Origin of the sequence: Leptospira terpstrae serovar Hualin str. LT 11-33 = ATCC 700639 (assembly GCF_000332495.1) — a bacterium.
GTDB lineage: Bacteria > Spirochaetota > Leptospiria > Leptospirales > Leptospiraceae > Leptospira_A > Leptospira_A terpstrae.
Window position 1 is genome coordinate 871,475 of the sequence record NZ_AOGW02000010.1, and the last position, 12,334, is coordinate 883,808.

The 12,334-nt window shown below is 39.8% G+C and carries 12 protein-coding genes and 1 tRNA gene; 4 read left to right on the plus strand and 9 right to left on the minus strand.

Annotated elements, in window-relative coordinates:
• Positions 1 to 95 precede the first annotated feature (95 nt).
• A complete protein-coding gene (locus LEP1GSC203_RS12545; RefSeq protein ID WP_002973712.1) occupies positions 96 to 2,666 on the minus strand; it encodes a hypothetical protein in 2,571 nt (856 codons plus the stop codon).
• Positions 2,667 to 2,828: 162 nt separating this feature from the next.
• Here LEP1GSC203_RS12545 and LEP1GSC203_RS12550 point away from each other — a divergent pair, with 162 nt between their 5' ends.
• The gene (locus LEP1GSC203_RS12550) at positions 2,829 to 3,233 is read left to right on the plus strand and encodes a PaaI family thioesterase (protein ID WP_002973585.1); all 405 of its coding nucleotides are present in this window, start codon (positions 2,829 to 2,831) and stop codon (positions 3,231 to 3,233) included.
• 5 nt (positions 3,234 to 3,238) lie between these two features.
• A tRNA-Leu gene (locus LEP1GSC203_RS12555) sits at positions 3,239 to 3,325 on the plus strand.
• An 8-nt stretch (positions 3,326 to 3,333) separates the two neighbouring features.
• On the opposite strand, the gene LEP1GSC203_RS12560 is transcribed toward LEP1GSC203_RS12555, so the two are convergent.
• The 7 genes from LEP1GSC203_RS12560 to LEP1GSC203_RS12590 are packed head-to-tail and all read right to left on the minus strand — an operon-like array spanning position 3,334 to position 10,765.
• The gene (locus LEP1GSC203_RS12560) at positions 3,334 to 4,107 is read right to left on the minus strand and encodes a hypothetical protein (RefSeq protein ID WP_002974201.1); all 774 of its coding nucleotides are present in this window, start codon (positions 4,105 to 4,107) and stop codon (positions 3,334 to 3,336) included.
• Positions 4,108 to 4,120: 13 nt separating this feature from the next.
• The gene (locus LEP1GSC203_RS12565; RefSeq protein WP_002974214.1) at positions 4,121 to 5,461 is read right to left on the minus strand and encodes a hypothetical protein; all 1,341 of its coding nucleotides are present in this window, start codon (positions 5,459 to 5,461) and stop codon (positions 4,121 to 4,123) included.
• 53 nt (positions 5,462 to 5,514) lie between these two features.
• Complete coding sequence (locus LEP1GSC203_RS12570; protein WP_002974134.1) at positions 5,515 to 6,261, minus strand: hypothetical protein; 747 nt, start codon at positions 6,259 to 6,261, stop codon at positions 5,515 to 5,517.
• Between the two features lie 58 nt (positions 6,262 to 6,319).
• Entirely contained in the window at positions 6,320 to 6,979 is a 660-nt protein-coding gene (locus LEP1GSC203_RS12575) for an O-methyltransferase (protein ID WP_002974034.1), read from the minus strand.
• Positions 6,976 to 7,815, minus strand: coding sequence for an MBL fold metallo-hydrolase (locus LEP1GSC203_RS12580; protein WP_002973694.1), 840 nt, complete (start codon positions 7,813 to 7,815; stop codon positions 6,976 to 6,978). Before LEP1GSC203_RS12580 ends, LEP1GSC203_RS12575 begins: the two co-directional genes overlap by 4 nt.
• Entirely contained in the window at positions 7,815 to 9,218 is a 1,404-nt protein-coding gene (locus tag LEP1GSC203_RS12585; RefSeq protein ID WP_002973662.1) for a M16 family metallopeptidase, read from the minus strand. Before LEP1GSC203_RS12585 ends, LEP1GSC203_RS12580 begins: the two co-directional genes overlap by 1 nt.
• Positions 9,215 to 10,765, minus strand: a complete 1,551-nt coding sequence (locus tag LEP1GSC203_RS12590; protein ID WP_039937826.1) for a M16 family metallopeptidase — start codon at positions 10,763 to 10,765, stop codon at positions 9,215 to 9,217. Before LEP1GSC203_RS12590 ends, LEP1GSC203_RS12585 begins: the two co-directional genes overlap by 4 nt.
• A gap of 21 nt (positions 10,766 to 10,786) precedes the next feature.
• Here LEP1GSC203_RS12590 and LEP1GSC203_RS12595 point away from each other — a divergent pair, with 21 nt between their 5' ends.
• Together LEP1GSC203_RS12595 and LEP1GSC203_RS12600 are read left to right on the plus strand one after the other, a co-directional pair.
• The gene (locus tag LEP1GSC203_RS12595; protein ID WP_002973602.1) at positions 10,787 to 11,470 is read left to right on the plus strand and encodes a hypothetical protein; all 684 of its coding nucleotides are present in this window, start codon (positions 10,787 to 10,789) and stop codon (positions 11,468 to 11,470) included.
• Positions 11,471 to 11,902: a lipoprotein gene (locus LEP1GSC203_RS12600; RefSeq protein WP_002973714.1), complete on the plus strand. Its 432-nt coding sequence runs from the start codon at positions 11,471 to 11,473 to the stop codon at positions 11,900 to 11,902.
• An 8-nt stretch (positions 11,903 to 11,910) separates the two neighbouring features.
• Here LEP1GSC203_RS12600 and mpl17 read toward each other — a convergent pair whose 3' ends face one another.
• Positions 11,911 to 12,330 carry a cell surface protein MPL17 gene (mpl17, locus tag LEP1GSC203_RS12605; protein WP_002974350.1) on the minus strand — a complete coding sequence of 140 codons (420 nt, stop codon included), beginning with the start codon at positions 12,328 to 12,330 and terminating at the stop codon, positions 11,911 to 11,913.
• Positions 12,331 to 12,334 lie beyond the last annotated feature (4 nt).

Consider the following 12,334-nt stretch of genomic DNA (forward strand, 5'->3'; position numbering starts at 1 on the left):
AATATTTGTTTGCCTATTTTTGTGTTCGCAATCTCATCGGTTTGCACCTCTCTTATCTATGTTAGACTGTGAAAAAAGAAAAAGTTGTCAAGAGTTTAGTTTCCCTTAGCCATAAGGAATTTTTCCATAAACTCTGTGATGTCGCGAATGTTACGATTGATCATCTTACGAAGTTCTGGAGGAATATTTTGTGATTTGATCACTCGGTAGTAGTTCAAAGCATTTTTTAACATCTTACGACGAGCAAACTCTTGTGCTTTCATAAGCATAGGTTTGTATTTATAATACGAATATTCCATAATGGAATAGTTCTTCGACAATCGAAATGCATGGGGAATCTTTCCAAAATCATAAGTCAGTGTTAAAAAGGGCGCGTCATCTGCTTCGGGGGGTTTTAGTTCCAAAACCCCGTGGATGATTTTTTCTGGTTCGTCCTCTGTGGCTTTTTCGGCCATTTCATCCAGAGGAATGGGCGATTCTTCATCCGCAATCTCGCCTAAGTTTCCATCAACGATTTCAATTTCAGGAGCCTCTGCGTCTTCCAGAGTGGGCCCGTCGCCCGCACCTGCATCTTCTTTAAGTTTGCGGTCCCGAAAGACTTCATCTGCATCGGGAAGTCCTATCCTTAAGTCTTCACTAGTTAACGGCCGATTGGTGAGTTCTACTTGGATCGGTAGATCGGTTTCAATGATGGTCTCTGACTTTTGTTTGTTTGGATCTACCGCTTCTGGCAGGTCAGTCTTTGGAGAAATGAGTTTCTCTGTTTGTGGATCAATTGGATCAGGTAACTCTAATTCTTTCCGTAAAGCATCTGTTGTTGATTCTAACCAATTGGGTTCCTCATCCGTTCGACCCTTTTCTTGTGGATGAAGAAGAGGTTCTTTTTCATCCCTACGCAAATCATTTGGATCAGGAAGATTAATGGGTTCAAGACCCCAATCCTCTGGAAGTTTTAAGTTTGGTTGGTCAGGAAAGTAGGGTTTTAGTAAATCATTAAGAGAGGCTTCCTCTCCTTTGGCTTCTAGTTCCTTGGCTTTCTTTTCGATCTTCTTTAAAGCTTGGTTCTTTAAAAAGTCTTCTCGCTCCTGAAAGCGGTCTTTTTTCCTTCTGTCTTCACCAGACCGTCTGTCTTTTCTTCCTGCAAGATTGGTTCGCCTGTCCGCATTCTTTCTACGTTCGTCACCAGACCTTCTGTCTACAAGGGGAAGGTCTTTGAATTGTTTCCAATCATTGGAAAAGAAAGTATCTTCAGGAAGGTCAAGCTCCGATACATCCTTTTTTGAAATCTGGTCAGCAAGCGTCTGTAAGTCGAGAGGTTGGCGCGGTCCTGCCGGAGTATTTGGACTTCCCAATCCACTTGGGATTCCAGGCATATCCGGAGGAACATAAAAGGGTCCAACAATTCCTGATCCCGGTGGTGCCATGGGAGCCCCAGGCATTCCACCGGCAAGTCCTCCCGTCGTCAAACCTTGGTTTAACGATTGTAAAAGTTGGTCTTGATTTTGAATGACCTTGGGATCAAAACCGGGTGCCTGAGGGGAGGATTGTAAAAACTGGTATACAATCGGATGGACCAATTGGTTTCCACCTGCCACATTTTGGTTAACCTGGGGACTAGAGATGGAAGCGTCAGAAGGTAAAGAAGGTTTTCCTTGAGGATATGGCGTATCTACCGTGTTTGGTGGCAAAGGAGGCGGAGGTAAAGCGGAGCTCTGTTGTGGAGAAGATTGTGGCGCTTGTGGAAAGTTAGGTGGAGGCGAATTTTGGGCAAATTGGATGGCACGAGCAATCGATTCGGCAAAAAGTTCAGATACTTCCTTTAGAGCACCTACAAGATCTGTAAGGTCTTTGTCAGGTTTTGGACTCACACCAGGTTTTGGTTCTTTTTTCTTTGCCTTTTCTTTTCCTAGCGGATCCTGTTTGGATTTGTCTTCCTTTCCTGGATCTCCTTGTTTTCCAGAAGAAGGATTGTCTTCTAAAAACTCTTCTAAGTCCTGAATGTTTTTCTTAATTTTTTCTTTGATCTCTTGGTCAGGAATGCGGTTTCCTGTCCGCTCAAAGATCTCAATTGCTTCCTCTACTTGTTCTGCTTCAACAAGAGCCTCTGCATTGAGGAGTGGTCTTCTATGAAAGGAATACTTTGAATTTTTGGAAATGATATCATCAGCGGAAAAACTAATATCAGGTGTTTCACGTCTTGGTCTATCTCCAGAAGAGGAAGATTCTGAACCTTCTTCCCCAAATTCACCTAACGGTAGATCGCTGAGAGACTTAGGCTGTTTTTGTTTTTCACGCCTACCACCTCTTCCGGACTTTGGTTCTTTCCCAGAACTAGGCTTCCCAGGTTCTCCTGGTTCTTCATCGCTATCCGATTCTAAATCAGATAATCTTTCCGAGAGGGGTTTTGGTTTCGATTTAGGTTCTTTGGAATCTGTTTGAAAATTTAATTCTTCTCCGCGCCCACCGGAATTTGATCTTTCTTTTTTTGGAGATTTTGATCGTGGCTGTGTTTCCTGAGCTTCTACCGATTGTCTTTGTTTTTGTCTTCGTTTTTGGCGTGGACTTAAATCAGTTTCGGACCTGCCTCCCCCCTCGCTCCCAGCGATATCATTGAGGTCGGCACCTGCGCCGGAAAGACCGAGTAACATCATGAGGGTGGTTAACATAAAAGGGTACTACTCTATATTTTCGAGGTTTCCTATACAGTAACTTAAGGTCGAATCAAAGAATATTCAATTTCCTAGCATTTTACGCACGTCTTTAGGCCAAAATGACTGCAAGTTCTTTTTCTGCTTGACACAAGAGAAATTCTTGCGTTCCATGGTGGCATGAAATCCGTTGCGAAAAAAAATCTCAGCTTTGCCTCCTCACCGGACAATGCAGACGGGTTGCAGTTGAAAATCACATTTGACGAAGACACAAAAACTGCCTTTGGTGATTACACCTGCCCCGAAAAATACCAGGGTTTACCGGATCAAATCCACCCAGGAATTATATCCACTATCCTAGATGAAATCATGGTTAAGATCAATGAAGCGATGAATTTTGAAACCACTACAGGTGAATTAACCATACGTTTCCTTCAACCTGCGAAAGTGAATGAACCATTACACTTACGTGGATGGTTTGTGAAAAAGAACAAAAAAATCATAGAAAACAGGGCTGAAATAGAAAATGAGATCGGCAAAATAGTGGCCCGCGGAAAAGGTAAATATATCGAAGCTGAAGACTGATTTATGCCGGTGTGGTGGAATTGGTAGACGCAGTGGATTCAAAATCCACCGATGGTAACATCATGCCGGTTCGATTCCGGCCATCGGTACCAACAGTAATTTAGTTCGAATCTCTCTCGCAAGCCTTTTGATAAAAATCTTCTTCGATGGTATCAATGGCTTGTAAGATTAGGGAGATTTCTTCTTCTTTCATCTGATCAAAGATAGCTCTTCCCTCTTTTAGAATCGAAACTCCCAGTGTAATTCCTTTTTTATCTTCCACTGTATACAAATTTCCCTTTGATTGCATCTTTATTAAGATATCTTCCATGATCAGTATGATTTTGCGAACAAGGTCTGCATCCGAAAATACTTTGAAGAGGGCACCAATGTCTTTACGAAAGGCATCGGCTTTCTGTTTTTCTACTTTTGCTATGAGGGAATCCATGGCAAATTCAGATTCCAATAACCTTAACTTGTTTTCCCTTCTATCCAGTTCCATCACAAGCTCTTCTTCAAACTGATGAGCTGTCACATAAGAATGGAGAGCAGCAAGCCCCGCTTTTAATGCCAAAGGAAAATGTTTTCCAAAACGAAAGATAGACATAGCTAAGTTACCAAGGATTCCCCAAATTTTTGTGGGATGGTTTACGAAGCCAGATAACGCATCAAAGGCGGCATCCAATTCCTTTCTTTTAGAATATTCGGGATAAAGGTATTCTAAAAAAAAATGGAGTAACCTATCGATTGTATTACGAGGAATGGATCGAAACTCTGGATACAGTTTTAAATTCTCTTCTGAATATCTCTTTTGGAGAGATTTTTGGTACATAACTATAAGCTCTTGAAAGAGAGGGTGGTCGAGAACTTTCGAAGATTCTTTTTTTGGTTTCATAGATCGTATTTATTTATAGTACATCATCAAAATAAGTTTCATACCGTTCCCAATTTACTTTTTTACCTTTTGGATTGTAAGGCAAATTGGAATTTTTTTTCACATCCAGACCAACAAACAAAGAGTAGATACCGACTGCTAAAGAAATGGCAGTTTCTTTTTTGTTTTGAGTAAGGTATTTCATATCACGACTTCGATTGACATATCCAATTTCAATAAAGGCACAAAGAGCATTGGTATAAGTAGGAAGGCTATAGGTAGAAATATAAGGTTTCTGGATCGGACCAAGTTCTGGATACGGCGAGTCTTTTTCTTTCAATTGGATAGGAAGTCCATATTGGACAAAACGCATCAGTTCCTTGGTTACATAGTGGTTGTCACCACCAAACCCTTCCTTTCCCCCTTCCCTTCTCCACTCCTCTTTTTTTCCCTTCTCTCTTTCCCAAAACTTTCCTGTTTCCAAAAAGTCTTCATGATTTGTGGCATAAGGGCCTGGTTTCCCAATTTGTTTTTCCCAATTGGGATCATCGGCATAGCGCCAACTCACCATATTTTGGCGGTATCCTTCAAACTTAGAAATATCCGTTTCTTTCCCGTTTTTTTTCGACCAATACCCATGCAAGTAAATCCAAGTATCTGCCATGGCATTCTCTAATTTGGACCAGCCCGATTGGAAAATGAGCCAGTCCGACCAAGGACCATTCAAAAAGGTATTTTGCGATTTTTTCTTTTCTGAGATTTTTTTGATTTGGGAGAATGTTTTGAACCCAGGAGTCAGGACGGCACCCATTCCCCCGGTTTGGCCCTTACTTGCAGGATTCAAATGGAGAGACAATACTAGGTGAGGTTTTGATTCATTGATTTTAGACAATCTACCTTTTCGACGAACACCCGTTTTTGGGTCTGGAAAGTCATACAACCGATAGGTTGCATTCGGATCGTCTGAAGCCGAATCTTCATCAAAGGATGTTTCCCGTGTGAGTTTACTTTCCAAGGTAACTCGAGTAAATTCTGATTTTTTTGAAAATAGCTGCAGGTACCCTTCAAATTCTTTCCATCCTGCCTCTGTCTCGGTAAGTTTTAGGATTCTATGCACTTCCTTAGCTAAGTTAAGGACTACCTTTCTTTCCGTTAGGTTTCCGTGTTCTGTTCCTTGTTTGTATGTTTCTAAGTAAGTTTGTGTGACACTGTCATATTTGTCTCCGTGTTGTGCCTTGGGATCTTTGGCGATACCACCATGTCCTGGATCCACAACAATACGAAAGACAGGCACCGCTCCCAAAGAAAAGGAAACGAACCCAAAACCTAATATGAGGAGAAATCTACGGAACAATAAGGAAGATAAAGAAAGCACGATGAGTCATTCTCCGCACCCAGGGGAGCGGAGAAAAGAAAAAGTTTAAAGTTCTATTTTGTTTGTTGGCTAAAGATTTGGTTTCTGTTATCGCTTAAGTCTTTGCTGTATTTATCAGTGATTGCTTTTTTATCCGCCTCTGCTTCTTTGAAATCAGACAGGATTTTGATTCCATAGTCCTTGGCAATTCGGTAATGGACGATTGCATCGTAGAACCTGTCATCGCGGGACATGTCAGTTGCCAAACCCATTTGACCATATGCGATACGAAGTTTTTGTTGTCCTTCCGCAATCTCACGGTAAGGAACCACAACCTTCGATCCTTCTTGTGAAGTTTCCACCAACTGCGATTGTTCTTGGCCTGTGATTAAATCCGCACATTCCGCAAGTAAGTTCTGTGTTTTGGTATCATAGTTTTTTGAAAACTTACCAAGTAGAGTGGATATATCTTTTTCCAAAGCGACCATCGCTTTTCCCGAAGCAATGTAAGCTCGTCTGTAGTAATAACGTAAAACAACTTGGTAATCTTTTTTGATTTTGTCTAGTGCTGTTTTGGAATCAGGAACTTCATCACCAAAGTTTGCAGTGACAATCGTTAGTAGTTTGATAGCATTGATGACACGGTCTTTGTTATTTTCGGAAATGTTCTTATATTGTTTACGTTCTAAGTTGTTCCCTTGGTCTAATTTGTCGAGTTCCTCAAAGGACTCTTTCCCTTTTTCGGGCGCCCCGGACTCTTGTGCTGACACCGACAAACATACGAAACAAAACGAAAGGATGATGAAACTATTTTTTAACACGAAACTGACTCTCCTTAAACCAAGGAGCAGAATAGCCGAGATTACAAGGGTTTGACTACTATTTTTTATCCTTTTGGAAAAAGAGTAACCCATCACCTACAGGATACAAAGTATAATGAGAAACTTGGGATTTCACCTCATCCCAAAGAGCCATGACGGCCAAATCGGATGGTTTCTTTGGATCAGGTTGGAGGACTCGACCATGCCATAACATATTATCGAATAAAAAACAAGCTCCTGGGTTGGCACTTCTCCAAAGGATTCGGAAAATATCCAGGTAGGTAATTTTATCACAATCTACAAAAAAAAGATCTGAATTCTTCCATTCCTCTGTTTGTTCTTCTAAGTATTCCATCACCGAGGCAGTGACCCGCTTAACATGGATTTGTTCCCAGATCCCCATCTTTTTAGCATACTCATCCAGAAGGGCTGCCTGTGCTTCGTGGCGGTCTACTGTCACAAACTGACTTCCTGGAGAACCGGTAGCCATCCAAAGAGTAGAATACCCAAGACCAGTACCTAATTCTAAAACTTGATTTGGTTTCAGTAGGGATAAGAGATGAGATAACACAGCTCCCGTGGCCGCAGTCACAATGGGTATGTTTTTCTCTTTGGCATAATTTTCCATTTCCGAAAAAACTGAGTTAGGTTTATAGACCAAAGTAGAATCTATAAAAGATTCCAATTCGGGGATATAGATACTGGGTCGTGGTTTCATGTTTTGGGAGGTAAAAAAAGAGAAAGGCGGTCTTTTAAAATGGCTGGAACTTTTTTACGAACTAAATCGTTTAACTCACGATAACTGTAACGTTTAGAAGGATGGATAAGTACAATGGCTTCATTTTCGAAAGCTGAGGCATGTTCTATGATTTCATCGAAATGAGTGTGCCCCCATTCCCTTGCCCGACTCACATCCCTTTTTTCACAATAATAGGTGCATTCCATAAAGAGAATTTTACTCTTACGAACATCTTCATTTTCCAATACGTATTCAATTTTTGTATCCCCAGAAAAGGAAACAAAGGGAACTGAAATTTCTTCTGTTGGGTCTTCCCCCAAATCCTTTTTATTCCGAATTTCTTCAGAACTGAGACTAGTCCATTCTTTCTTTAACTTTCGTTTGGTTTCATAAACCGTATAACCTTGAGAAGGAACTCTATGAAAACTTTGCCATGGCTTAAAAAAATACCCAGGTTTTAAATCCACCCTGTCCCCGAAGTTAAGACCAATCAATTCGCAATCATATTCAAAATCTTCAATTTCCGAATATAATTTTAGAATTTGTGACATCTTAGGTTCTAAAGATTTAGGAAGATAAATTTTAGGAACAGGGAGTTTACGAAGGCTCCTTTGTGACACATAGTAAGGGATTCCGCAAGAATGGTCTAGATGGGCATGTGTTAATAAAATTTTTCCAATATGAATTTTGTCAGGATTGATAAATCCAAAATCAAACATGAAGTCAAGGGAAGGACAAATGATTGATGTCCGAATCCCTCCTTCGGACAATCCTTCAAATTTGGTTCCTTTGTATTCGAAACTAGCAGTTAACATTAATCTTCCGGATTGATCACTTTGACAGATCCCTGAAAGGAGGATTCCAAAGTTTTGGGACCTACAATAGTCACTAATAATTTGTTTGATTGGAAGTACAGTTTGCCCACTCTTTTTAAGTCGGCTAGAGTTAAGCGGTCGATTTCCTTTCTAAAGTTTTGTAAATATCCTTCAGGCATTTTGTGGTCACGTCTTCTCACTTCACTGGCAAGAGTTCGTTTATCATCTTCAAATTGAAATACAAACTGGTTGATAATGGCGTTTTTGGCCCGAATTAGTTCTTCTTCGGTTAAGGAATCAATGAGTTTTGGTTGGATGAGTTCTCGCATAAGGGAAAGTACTTCTTTTGCAGATTCTGTTTTTGTCATTGCAAAGAACTGAATGGTTCCATAGTTTTCCTGAAACTCAGTATTACTTCCTGCAGAATAAGCAAGGCCTCTATTATTTCTGATTTCTCTCATATAATAGGAATTAAACCCTCCGGCGCCAATGATATAATTCAAAACTTGGACGGCATAAAAATCAGGATGTTTGTGTTCAGGAAGGACACCTATCATAGAAATAAAAGTTTGGTTTACATCTTTTGCTACCAAACGAATTTCCTTTCCTTCTTTTTTTACATTTTCAGATAATAGAGAAGGAGTGATCTGTTCAGATTCCAGTGCTTTCGATCCTTCCAACAATTTAGGAAAAAAATTGTCCCATGACTTCAAATCAAAATCACCAGTCACAAGAAATCTACGTTTGGGTTCACTCAAAATTTCTTTTTGGAACTGGACGAGGTCAGTGAGTTTTAGAGATTCCAAGGAAGTAAGTTGCATGGAAGAACCTGCAATGGTTCCACGAAACAAAGCTTCCTTTGCCTTTCTAGATCCAAGTGCCGTAGGGTTATCATTTCTACGTTTGATCTCCTCACCTAACTTTCCCTTTGTGGTAGAAATCAATGATTCATCTAAATTTGGTTCGGCAAAAAAAGACTGTAAAACAGGAAGGACTTCCTTCTCGGTGGATTTAAGATAAGAGATACTAAAAACAGTTTTTTCGTAATCGATTGAAACAGAAAAAGAAGCTCCATAAAACTCCAGTGTTTCTAAAAACTTCTCTTTTGGATACTTAGCAGATCCCGACAATTCCCAACTATCTTCTAATAACCTGGCAATTTCGACAGACCTTTTGCCTAAATGTTTTTTACCGTGGTAAACATAAATATCTGCATACACAATAGGAAATTCCGCATTTTTTAAAGAGAACACCTCAACACCGGAAGGTTGGTCTACGGAGGTGATTTTCGGAACTTCGAACTCCAATGGTTTGAATTTTAGATCCCGAACAAATTCTCCCATCTCACGGGCAGCAAGTGCAGAAAAACTAAGAGCTAATAATACTAAAAAAATACGTTTCATTCTGATTTTTTCCTTACATCTTCCAAAACACCGACAACAACTTTATCTTTAGAGAGATAAGTGGGAATGAGGGTTTGGATATCATTGGATGAAGTTTTCATGATAGCTGAATATTGGCGGAAAAGCCCAGTCCAACTTCCATATAACAACTGATAGTAACTAAGTAGATCGGCAATACTTCCATTTTCATCTAAAGTTTTGATAAAGTCTGAAACCATTTGGTTTTTTACTTTGTCCAACTCCTCTTGGGGAATTCCATTTTCTTTTATCTTTGCTAATTCTTCCCAAATGATTTTTTCGATCAGTTCTGGTTTGGCATCCTCTTTAGGTTTGATAAAGAATACAAAATAATTTTGGTATCTTTCACCCGGATAACCGTTGGCAGCTCCTACACTCACTGCTATCTTTTCTTCCAAAACTAATCGTTTGTACAACCTCGATCCCGTTCCTGAAGTCAGAATAGTGGATAATACATCAAAAGAGGAATTATCTTTATGAGGATAGGGAGGTTTTAGCCATCCAACCATCATCTGACTTCCGGAAGGATGATAGACTTTGAATCGTTTTTCTCCAGGGAAAGATTTTTCTTCCACTTTATATGTAGATCTTGGTTTGCCTGGTTTTAGATCCGAAAAATATTTACGAATTATAGATTCTGTTTCTTCAAAATCAAACTGTCCAACTATGGAGATGACCATTCTATCGGGAGTGTAGTGTTTTTGAAAGAATGCTTTAGTATCATCTATTTTTAAAAAGGGAAGGCCTGTGGAATAACCAATCACAGGTTTTCGATAAGGATGGCTTTCAAATGCTAAAGAAAAAAACTTTTCCCGCAAAACACCTGCTCCACTATCGTCAGTGCGCATCCGACGTTCTTCAATCACAACGTCCCTTTCCGTATAATATTCTCTTAAGATAGGATTTTTTAACCTGTCTGATTCAATCTTTGCCCAAACTTCAATTCGATTGTTGGGAAGTTGGATTTGGTAGTTTGTAACATCTTGTGAAGTATAGGCATTGAAACCAACTTCACCATTTTGTTCATAAATATAGGAATCTTCATTTTTTACGATAAAGGCATCTTGGAGTTGGATGAGATTTTTTAACCTGCGATTTACGGTTTCCGCTTCCTCTTGCAAAGTAGAAGGAATGGTTTCTCCCCTTGTCGTAAGGTCACGAATTTTTAGTTTCAGATCATCCAGTTCTGTTCCCCAAACTTCGATTTGTTTTTGGTATTTTTCTTCTTTTTCGAAGTCGGTAGTTCCCACTGTTTTTGTTCCCTTAAAGAGCATATGTTCCAAAAGGTGGGCGGTCCCTGCTTCTTCGGGAGTTTCGTCGACTGCTCCCACTAGAAATTTGATGTAGAGGGCTACGGTAGGCGAAGTTCCCCTCTTCATCAGCACAACAGTCAGACCATTGTCCAAATGAATGGTTTTTATCTTTTCGCGAAATTGGGATTCAGAGGTTCCAAAGAATTGGTCCTGGGAAAAAAGAGGTAAAAATTGTAGAGAGAAACAAAGGAAAAAGATTCGTAATTTCGACATCATCTACTAGTCTTGAAGGTGGAAATGGTTCGTAAACTTCTAATTTTAAGCCTCTTTTGTTCCTGCCGCCTCTTTACCATTGCCGATCCCAGTTATGTGGAACGTGCACTCCAGAATGAAACCGATGTCGGTTTTATCTCCCGCGAATTCTTTCAAATCAAAGTGGAAATCCCTGTGACTTACAAAGAAGTTTCTGGTGTAGACAGAAGGAAGGATTGTAAACAAAGAGCTTTTGTGGAAAGAGAGACATTGAGTTTGCCTTACCTTCTTCAAGTCCAAAGGCAAAAACATAAATTCGGAGAAGGGATAGAAGAATATTCGAAATCGCTGGAAGGGAAAGACAGACAAACAAGACTTGTCGCCAACGCCCCTCAAATCACAACAGCAACAGGCAGTCAAACAGCAGCCACACCTACTGCTACGACAGCGCAACAAAACCCACAATCCACCCAAGGCCAAACCACTACAAATCCATCACAAACCCAAACCTTGGGCCAGGGCCTAGGCGAAGTTAGGGGGAATCCCCAAGGCCAAAAAGACAACCCTGTAGAGAACTTACACAACTTTGCTTGGTTCTTCGATGGTCTTACCCTATACAAAGAAGATTACTCTGATCGTACAAAATGTGCTTTCCTATTCCGCAACATCCAACCTAAATTAATGGAACGTGTGGAGAAAACTCCCATTTCTGAACCTAGGAAATTGTAAATGAACAAAACTTTAACAAGGATTATCCTTTCTTTCGCTATTGCTATTCTCGTTTGGAATTGTAAATCCAAAGAAACCAAAGAAGTTGTGCCACAGGCCAAAGATACAGAAAACGAAGTAATTCTAGAGTTTACGAAAGCAAAGGAAGGATTTATTTCTGAAACTTTGTTTCAAGTTGCAGTGTCTAGTGTTTTGGAATCAGAATCTGCAAGGGCTGAAGAAGCAAAAACCATTGCCGAACAAAAGTCTCTTAACTTATTAAAAACATATACCATTCCCAATCTTTCCGATAAGGGAAGGAAAGAACTCCGTGAAATTTCGAAAGAAGGAAAGATTGTGGATAAAAACGTTTCTATTGGTGGAAGGTATTTTTTCTTATACCAAATTCAAAAAACCAATTTGAAACGTCTCGTTACTAAAGACTTAGAATGATTTAGAACTTAAATAGAAAACGATTTGTTTACTTTAGCAGGTATACAAATGTTTTTCACAAAGTTACAATAAAACAACTTCGCATCTAGTTGTAACTTACCCTTACCTTCTACTTGGAAGGTTAAGGGTTTTAAGTATTCAAAGTATTCTGGTTTTTTGTGGTGCACTGGCCCCTTTAGTTTTAAATCTGCATTCAAAACTTTAAGACCCTCAGTCCCGGATAAAAATATCCGATGCGGTGCTTCCATTTGGAACCCGAAGTCTTTTGGCAAAAACAATTCTAATTCGAACTTACCAGGTGATTTCTGTTTGATTGAAATTTCGATCGGGTGAGTTTCTAATGGATCTGCCGTAAGCTCATTCGTCCCAAAATTACTACTGGCAAACCCCAAAAGAGAAATTACAAAAAGAAATCGAATTTGTTTCATACAA